Below are 22408 nucleotides of genomic sequence, written 5' to 3'. Positions count from 1 at the left end.
GTGTGAAAATTGCAATATTTGACGTATGCGACACTTTATACCGCGTTAATACGTCATTCGCATTTCTCGACAGCTATTTTTCCGGAAACGGTCGATATCGTCTTTTCCGAAAATTCAGTAGATCGTTCCCGGGAAAACTGATCAACTACCCTTTTTACAAATGGATGAAATACGATTTGGTGAGAGTAGCGGCAACACGCTTCTTGGCCGGTGAAGACATACGGGAAATTGAGATGAGTTCCCGGGAGTTCGTATTTAACCATTTGGTGAATAAGATCAACCCGCAAACGGAAGCACTGCTGCATGAACTGCGAGAAGCGGGATACAGGATAGTTCTAATGTCCGGTTCTTACGGTTTTATCGTGGCACATGTCGCCGACTATTTTTCCGCCGACGGTTTTTTTGCCTCGGAGCTTGCGAGTGCTGAGGGGCGATTGACGGGTGAGTTCCGCGCTGACCAGCTGTTTACGAAAAAAATGCGTATGGAAAGCGTTTATCCCAATATCGATGAGCTTGTCGTGGTCAGTGACAATAAAACGGACTATGACTTGTTGAGTACGGCGGACAAAGCCTATGTCGTATGCAACAAAAAGAAAGACCGGGATTTTTGGGAGCAGCGTTTCCCCGATTCGTCGAAAGTACGCTATCTGGAAACTTACGATGAATAGACTTTTCCTGCCCTTCAGTTACCTGTTCTACAGCAGGTTGTCCGCAAAATCCGAAAAAATTTCGTGGGTCATCATCTATGTTATTCCCGTACTTTTCTTTTCGGCCGTCGTCTCCAGCATGGGAACGCTGCAAACGCTTGGAATAGCATTGCTTGCGATGGTGGGGTATGTTTCCCTTTACGAGATCGGCTATCTTCAAAATGATCTCACGACAACAGAAAAGGAAAAAGAACCCACGAATAGAATCCGTGCGGGAGACCATGACTTTTTTACCCGGCAGTTTGGAAAACTGATTTGGATTAGGTATTTTTACGTCTTTTCTGTTCTTCTGATACTGATTGTTTTGTCCTGGTATGAGCTTGATCTGTATATTTTCCAAAATGCTTCGACTTTATTGGTTTCAAGGATCGCCTTTGTTCTGCATAATCGCTGGAGGGACAGGCGCAATATCATCACATTCGCCTTTTTGCAGGCGACCAAATACCTTGCGCTTCCTCTGCTCTTCGTTTCGGCGTGCGGTTCGGTATGGGCGGTGGCGACTTTGTTGCTGATTTATCCGATTGTCAGAACAATGGAATATGCATCCAGCGAGAAGTTTCAATTTTCGAGTTACCAAGCGTTGATTGGCAGCCATGATACTTTTAGAGTAAAGTACTATTTTTTACTTTTTATAGTATCAATTTGTTTATTTTTTTTTCCGGGATCTAGCGAAGAGAATAGGATTATTGTTGTTGCAACAGTGTACTTTTTTTTATTTAGAATAACAGCTTGGTTACTAGTGAAAAAAGGGATTTATCAAAGATGAATACTTTGAGTAGAAATATTGCTTTAGACATTTTAAAACTTGTGATGGCCTTCATAGTCATTGGACTACATACACAATTTTTGCATGATTTTACCAAGGTTGGAAATTTTTTAACATGTAATGGCGTTTTCAGAATAGCAGTTCCGATGTTTTTACTAATAAACGGGTTCTATTTCTATTCTTTTGCATGCGAAAAAAAATATATTCACTGGTTTAAAAGAGTTCTATTCCTTTACCTATTTTGGATGATGGTCTACTCGTATTTCTGGTGGAAGCCATTTGAAATATCTCTAGAGACATTGTTGGCCATACTTGAAATTTTTCTTGTTGGTTATTTGCACCTATGGTATCTTGCTGCATTACTAGGCGCTGCTCTGATAATGATTATAGTGAAAAAATTTTCGGCAAAAACACTTGTGGCAGCTATCCTAATCACTTTTTTGTCGGGAACGGCAATACAGTATGCAGGAAATTATCATATTTTCGACATGCCTTTGTTAGACAGAGTTGCTAATACAAAATGGGTTTATAGAAATTTTTTGTTTTTTGCCTTCCCTTTTTTTAGCATTGGATTTTTTATAAACAAATATGATGTACACAAAAAAATATCTTTTGAACTTTCTCTGATAGTAACTGTCATAGGCTTTATTTTAGTACTGGGCGAGTCTTATTTGAATTTATTATCTCCAATTAATGATAAGGATTTTGATATGCTTGTTTCACTACTGATTTTATGTCCCATATTATTTATTTTGTTTATGAATTTCGAGTTCAAAGGTGGGAGTAAACAATTTGCACTATATGCCTCTGGAGTTTATTTCGTTCATCTGATAATATTATTTGCATATAGAAAATTTATGCATCTAAACAGTATAGAGTTGACATTGGCAGTTATTGCGACATCACTTTTCATCTCTTTTTTCTTGATCAAAATTAACAGTAAACTAAAATTTATACTTTGAGTGAATAGCGGAGGAAAATTTGATTTCATTGATTGGTGCGCAAAAAACAAAAAGTGCTGTTGTACTTTTTTTTATTGTATTGATTGTTCTGGGTAACCTGATATACAAAGATTACGGCATGTCGACTGATGAATGGAGAGAGCGGGTGACGGCGACCGTTACGGCCAATTATCTTGCAGAAAAGTTTGCGCCGTCCCGGGTCAAAGAAGATGTCCCTGCACTGGGAACTTATAAAGACAGGGATTACGGCGTAGCTTTTTCATTGCCGGCCGTCATTTTGGAATATGCCCTTGGCATCAAATCCGATAAAGACATATTTTATTTACGGCACCTTTTGACGTTTTTGATGTTTGTTGTCGGCGTGTTTGCAGTCTACCAAATGTCGGCCAGGCGCTTTGAAAGCGAGTGGATAGGGTTGCTTTCCGCCTTGGTGCTGATCTTGTCCCCGCGGATTTTCGCAGATGCATTTTACAACGGTAAAGATATCGTGTTCATGGCAGCATACGCGTTGGCCGTAAACACGTTGATCATCTATGTGCTTTCCCCGACAATCAAAAATGCGCTGATACATGCGGCGGTGACCGCCTATGCCATCGATATTCGAATAATGGGTATCGTCGTCTTGGCGGCAACTATCGTCATCATCGCAATCAGATTGTTCAAAAAAGAGTTGGTCGTTCGAAATATATTGATCAGTTTGGGCCTCTATCTCATTACAGCGTCTCTACTTGTTGTCGTTATGTGGCCATGGTTGTGGACAGACCCCGTCGGTCATTTCATTGAAGCATTCAAAAACATGTCCCAATTCAGATGGTACGGAAGCGAACTCTTTTTTGGCACATATATCAAAGCTACGGAGCTTCCCTGGTATTATGTTTTCATATGGGTCGGGATCACGACGCCTATTATCTATCTGCTCTTTTTTATTGTGGGGTCCGGCTATACGGTCTTCTTGGCTGCGGTCAATCATTTGAAACTATGGAAAAACGAGCACGAATTACAGGATTATATATTTTTTGCATTTTTCTGGGCGCCGGTTCTCGCCGTCATCGTTTTGCATTCGGTACTTTATAACGGGTGGAGACAACTCTATTTTATTTACCCCATGTTTATTCTGCTGACGACAGGCGGCTTCATTCTGGTATGGAACAGGCTGGGTGTCCTTTATAAACGTATTCTTGCCGTTGTACTCGCAGGGGTATTGATATCCGTTTCCGGTTGGATGTGGAAAATGCACCCGATGCAAAATATTTATTTCAATGCCTTTGCGGGCAAAGATTGGACAACGAAATGGCCTGTGGATTATTGGGGCCTCGGCAACCTCGCTGCAGTCGAATACATTCTGGCAAATGATAAAAACCCTAAAGTCAACATTTATGTCGCATCCCATACGAACCTTTTTCTGTTCTTCTTGCTAAAAAACTATCAGGATAGAGACAGAATAAATTATGTTAAGAGCGTCGAAAAGGCTAATTATATTTTGAATAACTATTACAGGAATGGAAGGAATGATCCCAAAGAAGTAGATGAAATGTCACTGAAAAACTTCAAAGTTTATTATCAGGTTAGAGATGGCGATGAGGTGGTCTTGACGGTTTTGCAAAGGAAAAATCAGATAAAGTTTGAAAATCAATGAAACAGATCAGAGATTTTTTGTATGTCGGGATTACGGCGACTTTGGTTGACTTTTCATTATACAGTCTGCTGGTGGGGTTCGATGTCTTCAAGTATGTCCTTGCAACGGTTGTAGGGTATTCGGCAGGATTTTTTGTCAGTTTCTTTTTGACACGCAAATATGTGTTTTCAACGATTAAAATGGAGAAGATGCATCATGAATTTTTGGTGGTCGCGGCTATTACGTTTGTGGGGCTAATTCTAAATATTTTGATCGTTTACGGATTGAAAAAAGTTGCATTGGACGATTATTCCGCCAGGGCAATCGCCATAGGTATTGTCTTTTTCTTTAATTATTTTGCCAGAAAAGGTTTTGTATATGGGTGATGAAAACATACGTCCGGTCATCTCTGTAGTCTGCCCTTGTTATAACGAAGAAGATGTCATTAACATCTTCTTGCGCGAGATTACGAAAGTATTGGGTGAAATCGGCGAAACCTATGAGTTGGTTTTTATCAATGACGGGAGTCGAGATAACACATTGGGCGCATTGGTTTCTGCAAAGCAGACTTTTCAAAATATGCGAATCATTAACCTCTCAAGAAATTTTGGGAAAGAAGCTGCTTTGACGGCAGGGCTGGACCAGGCAAAAGGCGACGTCATCATACCGATTGACGTGGATTTGCAGGACCCACCTGAGATGATCAAGGAATTCATGCTTCATTGGAGAAACGGCAGCGATGTCGTTTTGGCCAGAAGGATTGACAGATCGTCAGATAGCTTTGCAAAAAGGGTGAGTGCGAGGCTGTTTTATAAATTCAACAATAAAATTTCCAAGGTTGCCATTCCGGAGAACGTCGGTGATTACAGACTTATGACGAGAAAAGTACTCGATGCATTGCAACAACTTCCGGAAAGCGAGCGCTTCATGAAAGGCCTTTTCGCCTGGGTGGGTTTTAAAGCCACAGTGGTCGACTACAAAAGAGATGAAAGAAAAGCAGGGAAAACAAGTTTCAATGGTTGGAAATTATGGAATTTCGCATTGGAAGGCATTACAAGTTTCAGTACATTTCCTTTGAAAGTCTGGTTGTATCTCGGCTTGATCATTTCGCTTCTTGCATTTTTCTATGGCACAGTGATTATTCTACAAACTATCATTTTAGGTGTTGATATGCCTGGTTATGCATCGACAATGACTACTATTCTCTTTTTGGGCGGAATCCAACTTATAGGTATTGGAGTCTTGGGGGAATACATAGGACGTATTTATATGGAGTCCAAAAGAAGACCAACATATATCATTGAGGATGAATATTGATCTTTATAATGTTGAATAATTTATGTGCGGCGTAGCAGGGTTTATTGATCACCGGGGGCACTCGTCAGAGGCGGTACTTAAATCGATGACGGATGCTATGGTATTGCGGGGCCCGGATGATTCCGGAACATCTTTTGAGCGTACCGATTTCGCCCAGATCGGTCTTGGGCATCGCCGGCTCTCCATTCTGGACCTTTCTGCACTGGGGCATCAGCCCATGTTCTTTGAACATTTGAGCATGGTCTATAACGGGGAAGTGTACAACTTCGGCGAGATCAAAAGTGAGCTTGAAACCCTGGGGTATGCCTTCGCATCCCACTCCGATACGGAGGTCATTCTCAAAGCGTTCCATGCATGGGGAAAGGAGTGCGTCGGCAGGTTCCGGGGAATGTTCGCATTCGTCATCTATGACAGCAGGGCGGAGAAACTGTTTATGTTCCGTGACCGGGCCGGTGTAAAGCCGTTCTATTACTACGTAAAGGACGGACTTTTTCTATTCGCCAGCGAACTCAAGGCGTTCAGGGAACACGAAAGGTTTGAAAAGACGATCGAGAGATCGGTCATCCCTGTGTACATGCGTTTCGGGTACATTCCGGCGCCCTATACCATCTTCGAGAATACCTACAAGCTCAAAGCGGGCCATTACCTGGAGTACGATCTGCAGGCGGGGCAGTTCGAGATACGGCAGTATTGGAATGTCAATGTGTTTTATAGTAAAGCGAAGCTGGATCTTTCCGAAGAGGCCGTTCTTGACACGCTGGAGCAAGAGCTGATGGAGGCTTTTCAGCTGCGCATGGTCTCTGATGTCCCTGTCGGTGTCTTTCTGAGCGGAGGTGTCGACAGTTCACTTGTAACGGCACTGCTTCAAAAAGCTTCGAAGGAGCCGTTGCGGACTTTTACCATCGGGTTTGACGAAGAGGGCTACGATGAAGCGGAGCATGCCAGGAAGATCGCGGCCTACCTGGGCACGGAACATACCGAATACTACTGCACCAAAGAGGATGCCTTACAGGTCATCCCGGAGCTGCCGAAGATCTATGATGAACCTTTCGGGGACAGTTCGGCAATAGCGACTATCCTGGTCTCGAAGCTGGCAAAAGAGAAGGTCTCCGTCGTCCTTTCCGGTGACGGGGGAGACGAGCTTTTTTGCGGCTACAGCAAGTACTTTGCCCTGAACAGGGTCATGAGGCTCCTGGTACCGGGTGTGAAAAAGAACGTGCTTAAAGGGGCGGTCAACCTGCTAAACGAAAAAGCGGTCTACCGGTTGAACGGCATGCTCCCCCGCTCGAAACGGCAGACCAATATCCGTGACAAATTCCAGAAGTTTAAACGGGCTGTCAACGCCGATACGCTGGAGCAGATGTTCATCGAGGCAAGCTCTTATGTCGATGCGGAGACCATAGAGAATTGTTTGGGGGGTGAAGCGGGCCTTCCGGCGCAAACCGGCTTCGGCAGTTTTGAAACATTGGCGGATATCGCACCGCTGGAACGGATGATGGCTGTCGACTTTCAGACTTTTATGGTCGATGATGTCCTGACCAAAGTCGACCGTGCAACGATGAGTGTCAGCCTGGAAGGGCGCGAACCGTTGCTCGATCACAAGGTCGCCGAGTTCATTGCACGGGTACCCATAGCACTGAAATACAAAGACGATAGCGGGAAGTACCTGCTGAAAAAAGTGCTCTACAATCACATACCCAAAAGTTTTTTTGAGCGCCAAAAATCCGGTTTTCAGGTCCCGTTGTATGAGTGGCTGAAAAATGATCTGAGGCCTTTGCTTGACCGTTACCTTGCAAAAGAACGTTTGGAAGAGGGGCAGATCTTCGATGCTATACAAGTGCAAAAAACACTGGAAGATTATTATGAAGGACGGTACGTCAACATCAACGAGATATGGTTCATACTGATGTTCGAGATGTGGTGTGAAACGTGGGGAAGTATGACGATCGGTAAGGATTGAAACTATGCTGGCTTACTATTTGATGTTTTTGGTGCCGGCATTGGCCGCCATCATGACAGCCGGAAAAGGGGTGCGCCCAAACAATGCCGTATGGATATCTACCGGGATGCTTCTGACGCTCCTGCTTGGGTTTAGGATGAGTGGCGGTGACTGGTATAACTATCTGTCGCGATTTGATGAGATGCGTTACCTGACGCTTGATCTGGCACTGGGCATCAAAGACCCGGGGTATCAGCTCATCAGTTACTATATGTACCAGTGGGACTGGGGATTTTACGCAGTCACGATGATCTGCGCAGTGATTTCCGTCACGGGATTGATGATATTCCTACGACGCCAGGTCGATCCGTGGCTGGGACTGGCCGTGGCAGTCCCATATCTGTATATTGTCGTGTACATGGGATATATGCGACAAGGGGTGGCACTGGGTCTCGTCATGTGGGGGATCACCTTCCTCGAACGGGGGAAATTCGTACGTTTCGTTTTGATGGTCGTACTGGCGGTCACTTTCCATAAATCGGCGATCCTTATGATCGCATTCGGTGTGTTTCAGCAGGGAAAAGGAAGGATATTCAAGATTCTGGCAATCCTTTTTGCCGGGGTTGGCGTCTGGAGCGCTTTTGTCGGTGATGCTGCCGAAACGCTATACGTAAACTACGTTGAAGCCGGAATGCAGTCGGGGGGTGCGATGATCCGTGTATTGCTCAATGCTGTGCCGGCGATGCTGCTGATGCTTTATCGCAAACAGTGGAAGCAGCATTTCAACGACTATGGATTCTGGTCAATGATCGCACTGGCTTCACTGGCTGCCATTCCGCTTGTCGTGTTGGCTTCGACGGCAGTGGACAGGATGGCGCTCTATTTCCTGCCGCTTCAGATCGTCGTTTTTGCCCGCCTGCCGTTTTTGATGCGCGATACGCTTTCCCAGCAGATAACGACGTTCCTGATTCTGTTGTTCTATTTTACTGTCCTCACCGTTTGGCTGACCCTGGGTAGTTTTTCAAAGTGGTGGTTACCGTACAAGAATTTTTTGATCTTTAGTATGTTTGGGTAAGTGTAAAGTAGGAAGTATTCGGGTCGGCGAGCCCCCATGCTGCCGATGCAGAAACTCAATGCTTGATTGCTAGCCATAATATTCCTAGGTACTCATGGAACGCATGCTCCGAGAGTTGCAACCCTGCTGATGAAGGCCACTGGAGCCAGCGGGTATCTTTGCATTTGTAATCAGTCGGAGCGGGGATGACGTTGACACCGGCTTTCCTAAACAGTGCTACGGCCCGCGGCATGTGTATGGCGGAAGTGACGAGGATGACTTGTTTGTCGCCTGCGACAGCTCCGGCTGCGGCAGCTTCCTCGTCCGTGTCTTTCGGTGTTGTCAGCACGATAATGTCTTTTCGCGGAACGCCGAGGGCCATGCCGACCGCGGCGTTTACTTCGGCATTGGAGACGGGGTCGTCTCCGCCGTACCCGCTGAAGATCAGTTTGGCATTTTCCGACTGCCGGTAGATCATTACCCCTTCGATGGTCCGTATCAATCCCGTGGGGTTGGGTTGTGATGAAAGCGGCAATCTGGCGTCAGAGTCGTGACCGGAACCCAGAACGTGAATGTAGGCAGGCTGTTCGCTTCCTGGCTGCCATTTGGGGTAGATATTTTCCAGCGGGGCGAGCAGCAGACCGGAAAAAGGGGTGTAGGACAGAAGCGTGATCCAGATCAGCGCGACCGTCAGCATTTGTACGGCCCTTTGACGTTTCTTCATATACAGCAGGAACAGGCCTAGACCGAAAAGGATGAAGAAGATCGGCAGGGGCATTAGGAAGGAGGCGATGATTTTTTTGAGTACAAACATGAAGAGCATTATAGGTTCATAGCGCTAAGAATTTGGAGCTGTTGCGGCTTGAAAGATGAAAACCGAGTCCATCGGCTCAGCAGCGAAATGCTAAGATTTGCGCAATTTACGTACACGGAAAATCATGCAGCCAAGTAAACACCTGACTATTGCCATCGTTATCAATACCTCCTGGAACATCTATAATTTCCGACGGGGACTTGTGAAGGCATTGCAGGCAGAAGGACACCGTATCGTCTGTATCGCGCCGCGTGACGACTACTCCGAAAAGCTGCAGGCACTTGGGTGCGCGTATCGTGAGATCTCTATGAATAACAAGGGGACAAACCCGCTTGAAGACGCCAGATTGATCAGGGATTTTTACCGGCTGTTCAAAGAGGTCAGGCCGGACGTACTGCTGCAGTATACCATCAAGCCGAACATATACGGTTCCATGGCGGCCGGGCTGCTCGGTATCCCCGTGATCAGCAATATCTCCGGACTTGGCACGGTTTTTATCAATGATAATCTCGCTTCAAAAATTGCGAAAATGCTCTACAAAACGGCATTGCGCATACCCAAAAAGGTATTTTTCCAAAACGTACAGGACCGGGAGCTGTTCATCCACTCGAAATTGGTCAAAGCAGAAAAGACCGGCCTGCTGCCGGGATCGGGGATCGATTCCACTCGCTTTGCACCTAGGCCGGCACGCGTTTCCGACGGAATTGTCCGTTTTCTTTTCATTGCACGCCTGGTCAGAGACAAGGGGATCATGGAGTACGCCGAAGCGGCAAAAATGATAAATCAGCAGTTCAATGCGCAAAAAGTCAAATTCATGATCCTGGGGGCCTACTACCCGGGGAACCCGACGGCCATCACCGAGACCGAGATGAAAGCATGGGAGGCGGAAGGAACGGTTGAGTATCTTGGTACGAGCGATGATGTTGCATCGGTCATTGCCGGCATCGACTGTGTCGTATTGCCTTCATACCGTGAAGGATTGTCACGTGTGCTGCTCGAAGCCGCCGCGATGGCAAAGCCTATCGTAACGACGGACGTCCCCGGTTGCCGGGAAGTCGTGGACGACAGTGTAAACGGTTACCTGTGTCAGGTGAAGGACACAGGGTCCCTGGCAGAGGCGATGATGAAAATGCTTCGATTGACAGAGGTGCAGAGAAGTGCCATGGGGCAGAAGGGGCGTGAGAAGGTCTGTAGGGAATTTGATGAACAGATTGTGATTGATCGATACCGCGAGGCGATCGCGGGGGCAGTGCAGCGTTGAACATGTTCGGCGGTAGAGTGTGAAACTGCTTTTCGTACATGATCATATTTTTGTGACCGGGGGCGGGAAAGTCTACTCCAATACATTCCCCTATGAATTATTGAGACGTTACATCGATATGGGGCTCGAAGTGACAGTCGTGGCGCGATGCAGGGAAACGGGAACGGCGCCGGAACTCCCTGTTGCTTCCGGCAGCGGTGTATCATTCGTTTTTTTGGAGAACATCGCCTCGTTCAAGGCGTTTTTCGGCGCGAGACAGCGGCAGCGGCAGCGGCTGACAACTCTTGTTGCAACACACGACTACGTGATTGCGCGCGTGCCGAGCGAATTCGGATTAATGGCGGCGGCGATTGCCAGGCGATTGAACAAACCGTGTCTGCTTGAAGTCGTCGGATGCGCCTGGGATGCGATGTGGTACTACGGAAGTCTCAAAGCCAGACTCTATGCTCCTCTTCTGTATGTGAGAATGCGCCGCGCTGTCAGACAAGTGCACTATGTCAGCTATGTGACCGAGGGATTCCTGCAGCATCGGTATCCGCCCGGACCGAATGCGATGACCGCGGCAATCTCGGATATCATATTGCCCGATGCCGACGAGGCTGTACTACGAGGTAGGATCGAAAAGATCAATCACCCCGAAGCCAAGCCCGTTTTGGGCACGATCGCCAATTTGGGCCTGGCGTACAAAGGTGTTGATGTGGCCATCAGGGCTATGGCCGTGATCAAAAGCCGGGGAATCGACATAGAATACAGGGTACTTGGGGGCGGAGATCCTGACCGTTACCGTGCGTTGGCAGCCCGTCTCGGTATCGATGGAGATGTTCACTTTGATGGCAATGTGCCGGGCGGCGACGCTGTCTACCGCTGGTTGGACGCGATTGATCTGTATCTGCAACCCAGTCTGACCGAAGGACTCCCCCGCTCGCTTATTGAGGCGATGAGCAGGGGATGCCCCGCCGTTGGTGCTAACGTCGGAGGTATCCCTGAGCTGCTGGATGAGACAGTGCTGTTCCGGCATACTGCACCGCAGCAGTTGGTATCGCTGATCATCGCATTGCTTAATGACAGGCTGAGAATGAGGCAGGCGGCAAAGCGGAACTTTGACGTGGCACGGCAGTATGAAAACGCCCGGCTGGGGGTACAACGGCGTGTTTTTCTGGAGAGGTTCTTTAATGAGCAGCGCTATTGACTGTTTGGCCGCAGGTATTTTTTGATCAGCAGGTATGGGCGGAGAAAAAAATAGGCCCAGTGCAGTTCACGGGGAAGGTTGAGTGTTCGATATTCGTTTTTTGACGGTTTGAAGAGGACCTTGTTCAGGTAGCGCAGCTTCATGGGAAGCGTGGGGAAGAGTTGGAGCATGGCCCGGGTGTTGGAGAACATGCCGGCGCGGCGTACCCAGTTGCTTTCGACAAAACGTGTAAGTGGAACGAGCCAGTGACGATCTTTCGGGCATGGTTCGAAGGCAGATGGCAGGGGAGTGTCAAAGTGGCGGCTGCTCAGATGGAGACCGAGGAGAAGAAGACGACGGAAGTTGCCGCCCGCCATTTGTGCGGACACGCCGTGCCAGTCAATGGGTTGGGTGCGGATTAACACATCGATATCTTTGATCCAGCCAACTCTTTCCCATAAATGTTTTGATCCGTGCACACACAGGTAGATCAGCAGGGCTTCATTTGAAAACGTACGGATGGCATGTCCGTTGATCTGTAACGGTTGTGCTTCAGACCAGATTGAATGGAGATTGATACGGATCGGATAGTCAGTATCGAGCAACTGCCAATGGAGTTCGAGGGGCAGATGTTTTTGAGGATGGTACAACACCATGTCTTTGGCATTCCGGTACCACTGCTGCTCCTGCCCGGTCGGGATAAGGAGCGTATCTTTATAGCCTTCCAGGCCCAGATGGTGCTTAAGCAGATCAATATCTTTTCGATGGATGAGTAAATCCAGATCTCCGAATTGTCTCAAGGTGATGTCGCCGTAAAGCAGTTGCGCGAGTGCAGGCCCTTTGAAGGTCACTGCTTTGATCCCATTTTCTTCAAGACGTTTTGTGATCTGCAGAAGCTCTGCAGACATCAGCATATTCCTTTGTGCAATTTGCATATAGGCTGATTGCAGATCTGCAATCAGCGTTTGTAAGTGGGCAGTGGCTGTCGCGAGTTTAGTGCTGAAACGCTTTTGTTCAACAAGGTTTTTTAGAGATTTGTAGACAAGCGGAAGGAGACCGTGGGCACTTGCCACCGCTAGCAGGTCATGGCGGTCGGACGGGACTGTCGATGTAAAAGATGCGATGAGGTCGATCTCCTCTTGTGACGGTTCAGCCTGGCAGCAGGCGATGAGGAAACGGAGGGCATCGGAATGTGGGCGCTTCTGGGACAGAACGGTATGCATGCGCTATTATAGCAGTGGGTATGGAATTTGCAGACGGCACGACTCTCCCCGAATACGTCGTGTCCGCCAAAAAACAAGAAAGTAAATGGGATGGAACATTTCTGTAATCAAAAAAGATGTTTTATATGATTATTTGTATGATATTTTAGTTTGTATTCATATGAAAACTCTATAATTACATGCATATTGATTCATACTTATTATTTTTTCCGTTTTATAGAAGGCCATATTCATGTTTGCTGAGATTATTGCTATTTTTATTGTTTCGACGATTTTTACCTATGCCCTGGTTTGTTTTTCAGAGACGCTGGGTTTGGTGGACCACCCGAACGGTCGCAGCTCTCATGTCCATCCTACGCCGCATTCCGGTGGCATAGGAATATTTACGGCTTTGATGATCGGTCAGATTTTCTTCGAACCGGAGCTTTTTTCACAATATCCGCTGCTGTTTGTCGCGATTGCTTTTGTCTTTCTGGTCGGCATCGCGGATGATCGATTTGAGGCCAGTCCGAAAATGAAATTTGTTGTCATTTTCGTTGCAACCCTCATCACCTTCATGGAGGGTTTCAGGATCACGGACATCGGCCATTATTTTGGTACGACGCTTGGTCTGGGGTGGCTGGCACTCCCTTTTACACTGTTCGCTGTGGCCGGTTTTACCAATGCGCTTAACCTCATAGACGGCATCGATATGCTTGCCGGTACTGTCGCCTCTATCATTCTGTTGACCCTGGCGTACATCGGTTACATTCATAATGATGAATTGATGATGCATCTGTCTCTGGGTACCGTCGCGGCGATCGCGGGCTTTCTGGTCTTCAATTTTCACCCCGCGCGTATTTTTATGGGGGACAGCGGGGCACTGACGCTTGGCTTCATCATCTCGATGCTCTCTGTGCATGCATTGAATTATGTCGATGCGACAACGATTTTCTTTATCGCTATGGTACCGATCCTCGATACGGTCGTCGTCATGGTACGGCGCATTCGCTGGGGACGCTCACCTTTTGCCCCCGACAAGACGCATATCCATCACATCATTATGCGTCTCAAAAATAACAATGTTCCGTTGACCGTTGCTATCATCGCCTCGATACAGCTTGTTTTTTCTATGATTGGCGTCAACCTTGCGGACAATGAACCCTTTTTAAACCTGTTGATTTTTGGACTGATTTTTTTTGTGTTCTATATCTTTCTTACACTCCGTATTCCCCGGGAGACCGAGAGTCACTGAAGATGCCGCGGGGCTGTTTTGATAAAAAGACGCAAGCGTAAAGAGGTGCACCATGAGCATTTTCAGGGAGTACGACATCCGCGGCATCGTGCCGGGGGAACTGAATGAGGAGTCGGTAACGAAGATCGGCTTTGCGCTGGCCGGGAAAATCGACGGCGAGTACGTTGCCGTGGGGTATGACGCACGGACGCATTCGCCGGAGCTGTTCGGATACCTGGCCGCAGGGCTTAATGCCGGCGGGAAAACGGTGCTTGCCATGGGACTCGTGCCGACGCCGGTAAACTACTTTGCCAACTACCAGGAGTTCAAGGTGAATGCCGGAGGCGGAGAAGGTCCTCTGGAGGATGACTGGGTGACGCCTTCCGCTTCCGTCATGATTACCGGGTCGCACAACCCCATCGAATACAACGGCTTCAAGATCACCGTTACCAAAGCCCCCTTCTTCGGCGAACAGATCTACGCCCTGGGTGATGAGGTCGCCGCGATGGAGCTGCCACCAAAGTCGGAAGCGAAGATCATCGAGATCGATGTAAAGGCGCGTTACATCGACTATATGGTCGAGCAGTTTTCCCATCTCAAAGGGATGAAAGAGAAGATCGTCTATGACTGCGGCAACGGGGCGGCCGGTGTCATCGTACCGGAAATCTTTGCGTGTCTCGAGCTTGATGCCGGAGGCCTTTACGTTGAGCCCGACGGAACCTTCCCCAACCACCACCCGGACCCTTCTATCGAGGTAAACCTGTCCGACGTCAAGTCGGCCCTGGAGGCGGAAGGCGATGTCGCCATCGCCTACGACGGTGACGCCGACCGTGTCGTTGTGCTGACAAGGAAGCGCAAAATCAACGGTGACCAGATGGCATTGCTCTTTTCCATGGGGATGAACTATCCTACAGTCATTGGTGACGTCAAGTGTTCGCAGGTGATGTTTGACACACTGAAAGCCCGTGGTGCAACAGCGGTAATGTACAAAACGGGGCATTCCAACCTTAAGGCGAAGATAAAGGAGCTCGATGCCGATTTGGCGTGTGAGATGAACGGTCACTTTTTCTTCAATGACCGCTATTTCGGGTACGACGATGCTATCTATGCCACCTTGCGGATGCTGGAACTCGTCCAGGCGGGAATAGACCTTGACGAGGAGCTGGACAGACTCCCGCGGGTCTTTTCGACTGAAGAGATCCAGGTGGAGACGACCGAGCAGGAGAAGTTCCCGCTGATGGCGAAACTGGGGGAGATGCTGCAGCACCCGCCGGCGGATTTCCCGGCGATCCGCGAGATCATCACGGTCGACGGCGTCCGGGTTATCTTTGAAAACGGCTGGGGGCTGGTGCGCGCGTCGAACACGACCCCGGTTCTCGTCACCCGTTTCGAATCGCCTGATCTTGAAGATGCGAAGCGTTACGAAAAGGCGCTCAACGACCTTATTGCCGAGGCAAGAGCGGCACTCTAGCCCGCACGCAGGATCGAATAGATATCTGCAATATCCCCTTTGAGGCGGTACACCCCGCCGATCTCCCCTGTTGCAAGCACGCTGTTGAGCGTGGAGAGCATCTGCTGCAGTTTTGCTTCAATCGTCACGTTCACCGACAAATCTCCCGTCATGTTTTTTTGAGGCTGATCGTCCTGCGATTCGGACTGCAGCCGGTGTAGTTCCGCCTCGAACTCCTCCTTGACCCGCTCGATGTCGTAACGGTAGTAGGGCTCCCCGGTACGGCCCGTGTAGGCTTTGGCGATCCCGTGGACGACAGCCTGTTCATAAGGGAACCCCTTTTGCTCGGGGTGATCCGGATCGCGGATTTTCAGTGCGTAAAGAATCTTGCCGACGATCTTGGCATCGACGCCGTAGGTTTTACCGATCTGGGTCATAGTCTGATACATATGGTCGCTCCTCATCTCAAGATATTTCAAAATATACAATACCTGTATAAAACATAAAATAATTATAATATTGCATATTGAAATATATACAGTTAAAATATATTTAAAACTATTTGAGTAGGATTACGGAAGGGTACCTGGAATTTTTGAGTAAAAAGGAGTTCAAATGGGATTCGTGAAAAGAGTGGCAGCCATGTTGGCTGCCCTGGTGATGAGTATGCCGCTGCTCGCCGGTGTCAACCTCAATACGGCGACGGCGGAAGAGCTCGAAAGCCTCAAAGGCATCGGACCGTCGACGGCGGCGAAGATCATCGAATACCGGAACGAACACAGGTTCAACAGCATCGAGGACATTATGAATGTCAAAGGCGTCGGCGAAAAAACGTTTTTGCAGATCAAGGACGAACTCGAGGTCTGACCCTTCCTTTGCCGGGATGAGCCCGGCAGAAGGCTTTTGGGCAATTGTGAAAACCCTGTGCGGTGTGCGAGGGCATGGTCGGCGGAACCGTTCTCCCCGTCGGCCGATGTCAGCCAACCTCCGCACCGTGCAGGGTTTTCAGAGCTGCCCCTTTTCCTGCACAGCCACCTACAACGACAGACCATTCACCCCAATCACTTTCCTTGTCATGACCAGCGGCTTCGGCATGCCGAAGCTCCTTCTTCCCTGTTAGCTTCGGTCACCAGAAGCGCATTCAATCAAATCAAGAATTGGCCCTGAGCGCTCCTTGTAAGCCGCCCTGGAGGCCTAAAGCCGGGAGGGGCGAGCGATTCGCGAAGGGCCGCTTTTTGCGTTACTTTTTCTAAAAAAGTGGCATAAATGTATTTTTCTCTATCTTTTCTTTTTCATAAGAAAAGAAACCAAAGAAAATCGTCGTTGCGCGAATCGCTCGCTGCTCCCGGCTTTGGGCCTCCGCAGTGGCTTTCAAGGCACGCTTAACGACCATCTGCCTATTGATCAATGCGCTTCGGCATGCCGAAGCTCTGTTCAGGTATCACGAATCACTCTTACAGGATAGCCGTGCTTGAAAGCGGTATAATTCGGTTCAGTTTGATTGGGAGAAAACCATGGTCAGAGTCGCCGCAGTACAGATGCGAATGGGTGAGGATCAGGAAGTTAACAGAAACCGGGCGGAAGCCCTGGTACGCGAAGCGGCGGCAGGAGGGGCGCAGATCGTGCTGCTGCCGGAACTTTTCGAAGGGCTCTATTTCTGCAAGGATATGGACGCCAAGTATTTCGATTGGGCCCAGCCCCGCGACGGCCATCCGTTGATCGAACGCTTCGCGGCGCTCGCCAAGGAGCTCGGCGTCGTACTGCCGCTGAGTTATTTCGAACGCGACGGCGAGCGCTATTTCAACTCCCTGGTGATGATCGACGCTGACGGGTCTGTGCTGGAGAACTACCGCAAGACCCATATCCCTTCCGGTCCGGGGTACGAGGAGAAGTTCTATTTCGTGCCGGGAGACACCGGGTTCAAAGCATGGCAGACGCGTTTCGGCAAGATCGGCGTCGGTATCTGCTGGGATCAGTGGTTCCCGGAGACAGCGCGCTCGCTTGCACTGATGGGTGCCGAACTGATCTTCTACCCCACGGCGATCGGCAGCGAACCTGAGATCAACGTCGATTCCAAAGAACACTGGCAGCGCGTCCAGCAGGGGCACAGCGCCGCCAATACCGTCCCCGTCATCGCGGCCAACCGCATCGGCGAGGAGGCGGGGGAGAGCTGTACACTCACCTTTTACGGCTCCTCCTTCGCGACGGACTACACCGGAAAGAAAATTGCCGAAGCCGACCGGGAGAGCGAAGGCGTCATCTATGCCGATTACGATCTCGAAGCGATTGCCGCACAGCGCGACTACTGGGCGCTTTTCGCCGACCGCCGACCGTCGATGTACGGCGAGGTGTGCAAGGAGCGCTGAGGGCATGCTTCCGCCATGGCCTGTGCTATAATGCCCCCATGCTGACCGAGGGCCCGAATTGCTGCTGAACCAACTACGCCGTTTCTACAATGAGACGTTTCCCGAATCGATGGAGATTCTCATTGCATATTTCGCCGTTTTCGGTGAGAGCGGCATCGAGATCGATACCACCGTACCGCTTCCCGAACTGATCGAAACGAAGATACTGGACCACTACGGCGAACACTACAACCGCATTCATACAGGCTTTCTCGAGGACAAGCAGGTGATTGCGCTGCTTCAAGCGGTTGCCAAGGGGGACCGCCGCATCCACTCCGCCTGTCGACGGGCGCACATCAGCGAGGCGAAGGGGGGTGAGATCGTCGACCACCTGCGTACCCTCGGCATCCTCGACCTGGAGGCATCCCGCGAAGCGCCCCCGAAAAAGGAGTACCCGAAACAGAAGCTCAAGCGCGAGGTCGCCCGCCACCGTATCTCGCATAAGCTGCGCTTCCGATCGCCTTTTCTGCGCTTCTGGTTCCGCTTCGTCTCCCCGCAGCACCGCCGCATCGAACGGGGAGATTATGAAAGCGTCCTATCACGTTTCGAGGAACAGGACACGGCGTTTACGGGGCTTGTCTTCGAGGAGATCTCCCAACTCTACCTGCGGCGGAAGCTGGGCGATGACCCCTTTCTGCGCTGCGGCAGCTACTGGGACCGGGTGATCGAGCTTGATATCCTGGCGCGTGCCCCCGGCGGCGGCTTCATCGTCGGCGAGTGCAAATGGACCAATACCAACGTCAACAAAGGTGAACTGCAGAAGCTGCAGGAGAAGTGCGCCCTCGTGGGGCTCGAGCCGGAGCAGATCTGGCTCTTTGCGAAACGGGGCTTTTCCAATGAGCTCGAGGCGATGCGCAGCGATACGCTGGTACTTGTCTGCGCGGAAGAGATGAAGGAACTGATTGAGTAGCGTGCTGGGAACGCAACGCTTTTAGGAGGAGAAAAGATGCAATACCGTTATATCGGCCGAAGCGGCCTGCGGGTCAGCCCCATCTGCCTGGGGACAATGACCTTCCCCGGGCAGTGCGACGAGAAGAGCGCCTTCGCCATTATGGACAAGGCGTATGCGGCGGGGGTGAACTTCTATGATACCGCTGAACTCTACCCGGTGCCGCCGCGCAGTGACCTGGCGGGGCAGACCGAGGAGATTGTCGGCCGCTGGCTCAAAACGAAGCCGCGGGAGAGCATCATTCTTGCCACCAAGGTCGCCGGGGCGGCCTCGGGCTGGTTCGTACCCCCGGTGCGTCACGGGCTGACGGCCATGGACCGCTTTCATATCGAGCGGGCGGTCGAAGGGTCGCTGAAAAGGCTCGGAACGGACTATATCGATCTCTACCAGATGCACTGGCCCGATACCGTCGTACCCGTCGAGGAGACGATGGAGGCTTTTGACCGCCTGGTGCAGAGCGGCAAGGTCCGCTACATCGGTACCTCAAACGACACGGCCTACGGAACGGGGAAGGCCCTGGCCGCCAGCCACTACAAGGGGTTCGCGCGCTTTGAGTCGATCCAGAACAACTTCTCCCTGCTCAACCGCCGTTTCATGGATGAACTGGCCACCCTCTGCCGTCAAGAACAGATATCCCTGCTGCCGTACTCCCCGCTCGGCGGCGGGGTACTCAGCGGCAAGTACAACCAGGCCGAGATAGGTGAGGGGCGATTCGCGGACTATTTCAAATCTCCCAACGCCCGCCAGCGCCTGATGGCCGCGCGCTTCGTCAACGACAAGACCCTGGCTTCCACGCAGCGCTATCTCAAGATTGCCGCCGATGCGGGACTGGACCCGGTGACGCTGGCGGCGGCCTGGAGCAAGCAGCACGACTTTGTCGCGTCCACGATCATCGGGGCGACGCGACCCGAGCAGCTTGATGCGTCGCTTGCGGCGATGGAACTGACCCTCTCACCAGAGGTGATGGCGGCCTGCGACGCGGTACACGCCGATATCCTCTACCCGATGGGCTGACAGGGGCGGTGGGAGAATGAGGCGGGGCGCAGCATGGCAAACGGGAGGCCTTGGCATCGCATTGCTGCTGTTGCTCGGCGGCTGCTCTACGCGCTATGCGGACCACAGGCCGCTCCCGGCTCCGGCCCTCTACGCCGCTGACAGGACCTTCGCGGCATTGCCGCCGACAGAAGAGGTGTGGCTGCTGCAGGAAGAGGAAACGGTCTCGCAGCCGCAACCTGCCGAAGAGGACCCGGTTCTCTCCAAGCTCTATCCGTTTCAGGAGCAGTGGCACCGTACCCCCTACCGCTACGGGGGTGCTGGCCCGCGGGGGATCGATTGCTCCGCGTTTGTCCAGCGTGCCTACCGGGACCTTTTCGGCATCGCGCTGCCCCGTACAACCCGGCAGCAGGCCAACTGCGGCAGTGCCGTTGACAGACAGGAGCTGCAGGCCGGGGACCTTGTCTTTTTCCGTACGAGCGGGCGGGACCGCCATGTCGGCATCTATCTCGAGGCAGGGAAGTTCATGCATGTTTCCACCAGGTACGGGGTGATGATCTCGAGCATGGATAAGCCCTACTGGAAACGGCACTACTGGACGACGAGAAGGATCAGATGAGCATGACGATATTGCGGTCGTGGCTTTTCGCCGCGCTTGTGGCTGTCCTCTTTGGCGGCTGCGCCATGAAAAAACCCCCGGAGACGGAGGCCTACGTCGTCGTGTTCAAAACACCGCAGTGGCGCTTTGCCGACACGGGCTATATCCGCAAGGGCGACGGCGTGGCGGAGCTGGAAGTCTTCGAGGCGGGCCAGCGTATTCTGCGGCTTCAGGTTGAAACCCTGGTCTGTACGGAGGGCGAGGGGTGTCTTTCCAAGTCGGCTTTCAATGCCAAATACCTCAGCGCCGACTACCCCGATGACCTCTTTTACCACCTGCTTCGCGGGGAAGCGATCCTGCAGCGCCAAAACCTTATCCATACCGATGACGGATTCGAGCAGCAGATCGGTGGGATTGTCTACCGGGTCACGTCGGAGCAGATCTATTTCAAAGATTTCGAGCACGGGATCCTGATCAAGTTCAAACGGTTGCAGTAAATCAACAGTGCTGTGAGCTTCGGTTCCCGAAGCGCATAAAATCGATAGGCGACCTGTCGTTAAGCGTGCCTTGAAAGCCGCCCTGAAGGCATAAAGCCGAGAAGGGCGAGCGATTCGCGCAACGACGATTTTCTTTTGTTTCTTTTCTTATGAAAAAGAAAAGAATGAAGATAATAGTTCTTTGCCACTTTTTTAGAAAAAGTAGCACAAAAAGCGGCCTCTCGCGAATCGCTCATCCCTCCCGGCTTTGTGCCTCCGGGATGGCTTATAAGGATCGCCCTCAAGGCCCAAGGGTCTATTTTATTGATGCGCTTCGGGAACCGAAGCTATTGGGAAAACAGAGCTTCGGTTCCCGAAGCGTGCCGTTTCTTAATTAGTTATTGAGACATCACCAATGGCACTTAGCCCCTGATACTACCTGCGCCCCTTTCGTCTGGTTTAACGCGCGATTGGCTATGCTTGCGCAAAAAAACAGGAATTTTTATCATGAGCAATAAATTTGTCGGTGCACATACGTCGGCCTCGGGCGGGGTCTACAACGCCATCACGAATGCCGAGGCGATCGGGGCGCAGGCCTTCGCTCTCTTTACCAAGAATCAGCGCCAATGGAACGCGAAAGCGCTGGATACGGAGACGATTGACACTTTCAAGCGCCTGCTCGACGAGAGCGGGATCGCGCCCAAACACGTGCTGCCGCATGATTCGTACCTGATCAATCTGGGTCACCCCGAAGATGAGAAGCGCCAAAAATCCTTCGACGCCTTCGTAGACGAAGTCGAGCGCTGCATGCAGCTGGGGCTCGACCGCCTCAATTTCCACCCGGGATCGCACCTCAAACAGATCGGCGAAGAGGAGTGCCTGGACCGTATCGCCGAGAGTATGAACCGGACACTGGAGCGCACGGAGGGGGTGACGCTTGTGCTGGAGAACACGGCGGGACAGGGGAGCAACCTCGGCTGGAAGTTCGAGCACCTCGCGCACATCATCGACAAGGTTGAGGACAAGTCCCGTGTCGGCGTCTGCATCGATACCTGCCACATGTTCACCGCCGGTTACGACATCCGCACCAAGGAGGCCTATGACGTCTCCATGGCGGAGTTCGAGAATATCGTCGGTTTCAAGTACCTGCGCGGGATGCACCTCAACGACTCCAAGCCGGATCTCGGCAGTCATGTCGACCGCCACGACAGTATCGGCAAAGGCAAGATTGGGCTCGAGGCGTTCCGCTACATTATGAACGACCCGCGCATGGACGATATCCCGCTCATCCTCGAGACGATCGACGAGACGATCTGGGCGGAGGAGATCAAGTTGCTTTATTCCCTGGAAGAAAAGTAGGGGTTTTTTGTTCCCTTTCTTCTTTGTTCGCACAAAGAAGAAAGGGAACCCGAAAGAAGAAAGTGCGAAAGGCTGCCGCTTTCGGGACACTCCATTCTCCGGTGCTCCCACGGACACGCTAATGACCGTTTCTGAGTTG

Annotated in this window: 23 protein-coding genes; 19 read left to right on the top strand and 4 right to left on the bottom strand. The window is 50.8% G+C overall.

Annotated features, from left to right (window positions below; genetic code table 11):
* Window positions 1–2 precede the first annotated feature (2 nt).
* The 8 genes from WCX18_RS11485 to WCX18_RS11450 are packed head-to-tail and all read left to right on the top strand — an operon-like array spanning window position 3 to window position 8381.
* Complete coding sequence (locus WCX18_RS11485; protein ID WP_345987984.1) at window positions 3–668, top strand: HAD-IB family phosphatase; 666 nt, start codon at window positions 3–5, stop codon at window positions 666–668.
* Complete coding sequence (locus WCX18_RS11480; RefSeq protein ID WP_345987981.1) at window positions 661–1473, top strand: hypothetical protein; 813 nt, start codon at window positions 661–663, stop codon at window positions 1471–1473. The genes WCX18_RS11485 and WCX18_RS11480 overlap by 8 nt, the downstream gene beginning before the upstream one ends.
* Window positions 1437–2435, top strand: coding sequence for an acyltransferase family protein (locus WCX18_RS11475; protein WP_345987979.1), 999 nt, complete (start codon window positions 1437–1439; stop codon window positions 2433–2435). Before WCX18_RS11480 ends, WCX18_RS11475 begins: the two co-directional genes overlap by 37 nt.
* Window positions 2436–2454: 19 nt before the next feature.
* On the top strand, window positions 2455–4071 hold the full coding sequence (locus tag WCX18_RS11470; protein WP_345987976.1) for a glycosyltransferase family 39 protein: 1617 nt from the start codon (window positions 2455–2457) through the stop codon (window positions 4069–4071).
* Window positions 4068–4436, top strand: coding sequence for a GtrA family protein (locus tag WCX18_RS11465; RefSeq protein ID WP_345987974.1), 369 nt, complete (start codon window positions 4068–4070; stop codon window positions 4434–4436). Before WCX18_RS11470 ends, WCX18_RS11465 begins: the two co-directional genes overlap by 4 nt.
* The gene (locus WCX18_RS11460; RefSeq protein ID WP_345987972.1) at window positions 4429–5367 is read left to right on the top strand and encodes a glycosyltransferase family 2 protein; all 939 of its coding nucleotides are present in this window, start codon (window positions 4429–4431) and stop codon (window positions 5365–5367) included. The genes WCX18_RS11465 and WCX18_RS11460 overlap by 8 nt, the downstream gene beginning before the upstream one ends.
* Window positions 5368–5389: 22 nt before the next feature.
* Window positions 5390–7327, top strand: a complete 1938-nt coding sequence (gene asnB, locus WCX18_RS11455; protein ID WP_345987969.1) for an asparagine synthase (glutamine-hydrolyzing) — start codon at window positions 5390–5392, stop codon at window positions 7325–7327.
* Window positions 7328–7331: 4 nt separating this feature from the next.
* Window positions 7332–8381 carry an EpsG family protein gene (locus tag WCX18_RS11450; protein ID WP_345987967.1) on the top strand — a complete coding sequence of 350 codons (1050 nt, stop codon included), beginning with the start codon at window positions 7332–7334 and terminating at the stop codon, window positions 8379–8381.
* A gap of 55 nt (window positions 8382–8436) precedes the next feature.
* On the opposite strand, the gene WCX18_RS11445 is transcribed toward WCX18_RS11450, so the two are convergent.
* The gene (locus WCX18_RS11445; protein ID WP_345987964.1) at window positions 8437–9174 is read right to left on the bottom strand and encodes an ElyC/SanA/YdcF family protein; all 738 of its coding nucleotides are present in this window, start codon (window positions 9172–9174) and stop codon (window positions 8437–8439) included.
* A gap of 124 nt (window positions 9175–9298) precedes the next feature.
* Between WCX18_RS11445 and WCX18_RS11440 the strand changes: the two genes are divergently transcribed.
* Window positions 9299–10435, top strand: coding sequence for a glycosyltransferase family 4 protein (locus WCX18_RS11440; protein ID WP_345987962.1), 1137 nt, complete (start codon window positions 9299–9301; stop codon window positions 10433–10435).
* 19 nt (window positions 10436–10454) lie between these two features.
* Window positions 10455–11624: a glycosyltransferase family 4 protein gene (locus WCX18_RS11435; protein ID WP_345987959.1), complete on the top strand. Its 1170-nt coding sequence runs from the start codon at window positions 10455–10457 to the stop codon at window positions 11622–11624.
* On the opposite strand, the gene WCX18_RS11430 is transcribed toward WCX18_RS11435, so the two are convergent.
* Entirely contained in the window at window positions 11618–12826 is a 1209-nt protein-coding gene (locus WCX18_RS11430) for a nucleotidyltransferase family protein (RefSeq protein ID WP_345987957.1), read from the bottom strand. The genes WCX18_RS11435 and WCX18_RS11430 overlap by 7 nt on opposite strands.
* Before the next feature lie 232 nt (window positions 12827–13058).
* Here WCX18_RS11430 and WCX18_RS11425 point away from each other — a divergent pair, with 232 nt between their 5' ends.
* Both WCX18_RS11425 and WCX18_RS11420 read left to right on the top strand, forming a co-directional pair.
* Complete coding sequence (locus WCX18_RS11425; RefSeq protein WP_345987954.1) at window positions 13059–14060, top strand: MraY family glycosyltransferase; 1002 nt, start codon at window positions 13059–13061, stop codon at window positions 14058–14060.
* A 52-nt stretch (window positions 14061–14112) separates the two neighbouring features.
* Window positions 14113–15510 (top strand): phosphomannomutase/phosphoglucomutase, encoded by a 1398-nt coding sequence (locus WCX18_RS11420; RefSeq protein ID WP_345987952.1) that lies wholly within the window; start codon window positions 14113–14115, stop codon window positions 15508–15510.
* Here the strand turns inward: WCX18_RS11420 and WCX18_RS11415 are convergent.
* On the bottom strand, window positions 15507–15938 hold the full coding sequence (locus WCX18_RS11415; protein WP_345987949.1) for a hypothetical protein: 432 nt from the start codon (window positions 15936–15938) through the stop codon (window positions 15507–15509). The two genes, WCX18_RS11420 and WCX18_RS11415, sit on opposite strands and share 4 nt — an antisense overlap.
* Window positions 15939–16131: 193 nt before the next feature.
* Between WCX18_RS11415 and WCX18_RS11410 the strand changes: the two genes are divergently transcribed.
* Window positions 16132–16356, top strand: a complete 225-nt coding sequence (locus tag WCX18_RS11410; protein WP_345990811.1) for a helix-hairpin-helix domain-containing protein — start codon at window positions 16132–16134, stop codon at window positions 16354–16356.
* Window positions 16357–16738: 382 nt separating this feature from the next.
* Here the strand turns inward: WCX18_RS11410 and WCX18_RS11405 are convergent, their stop codons facing one another.
* Window positions 16739–16882 (bottom strand): hypothetical protein, encoded by a 144-nt coding sequence (locus WCX18_RS11405; RefSeq protein WP_345987946.1) that lies wholly within the window; start codon window positions 16880–16882, stop codon window positions 16739–16741.
* Between the two features lie 121 nt (window positions 16883–17003).
* On the opposite strand from WCX18_RS11405, the gene aguB reads away from it, so the two are divergent.
* The 6 genes from aguB (at window position 17004) to nfo (ending at window position 22269) form a co-directional block, all read left to right on the top strand.
* Entirely contained in the window at window positions 17004–17855 is an 852-nt protein-coding gene (aguB, locus tag WCX18_RS11400; RefSeq protein ID WP_345987943.1) for an N-carbamoylputrescine amidase, read from the top strand.
* A gap of 58 nt (window positions 17856–17913) precedes the next feature.
* Window positions 17914–18804 (top strand): DUF234 domain-containing protein, encoded by an 891-nt coding sequence (locus WCX18_RS11395; RefSeq protein WP_345987941.1) that lies wholly within the window; start codon window positions 17914–17916, stop codon window positions 18802–18804.
* A gap of 36 nt (window positions 18805–18840) precedes the next feature.
* On the top strand, window positions 18841–19857 hold the full coding sequence (locus WCX18_RS11390; protein ID WP_345987939.1) for an aldo/keto reductase: 1017 nt from the start codon (window positions 18841–18843) through the stop codon (window positions 19855–19857).
* Window positions 19858–19873: 16 nt separating this feature from the next.
* Entirely contained in the window at window positions 19874–20455 is a 582-nt protein-coding gene (locus tag WCX18_RS11385) for an NlpC/P60 family protein (protein WP_345987935.1), read from the top strand.
* A gap of 2 nt (window positions 20456–20457) precedes the next feature.
* The gene (locus tag WCX18_RS11380; protein WP_345987932.1) at window positions 20458–20931 is read left to right on the top strand and encodes a hypothetical protein; all 474 of its coding nucleotides are present in this window, start codon (window positions 20458–20460) and stop codon (window positions 20929–20931) included.
* A gap of 486 nt (window positions 20932–21417) precedes the next feature.
* Window positions 21418–22269 (top strand): deoxyribonuclease IV, encoded by an 852-nt coding sequence (gene nfo, locus WCX18_RS11375; protein ID WP_345987929.1) that lies wholly within the window; start codon window positions 21418–21420, stop codon window positions 22267–22269.
* The last annotated feature ends 139 nt before the right edge of the window (window positions 22270–22408 follow it).

This window comes from Sulfurimonas sp. HSL1-2, from assembly GCF_039645565.1.
Taxonomy (GTDB): domain Bacteria; phylum Campylobacterota; class Campylobacteria; order Campylobacterales; family Sulfurimonadaceae; genus Thiomicrolovo; species Thiomicrolovo zhangzhouensis.
Note: the sequence above shows the minus strand (reverse complement) of the source record. Positions and strands in the feature narration are given on the sequence as shown.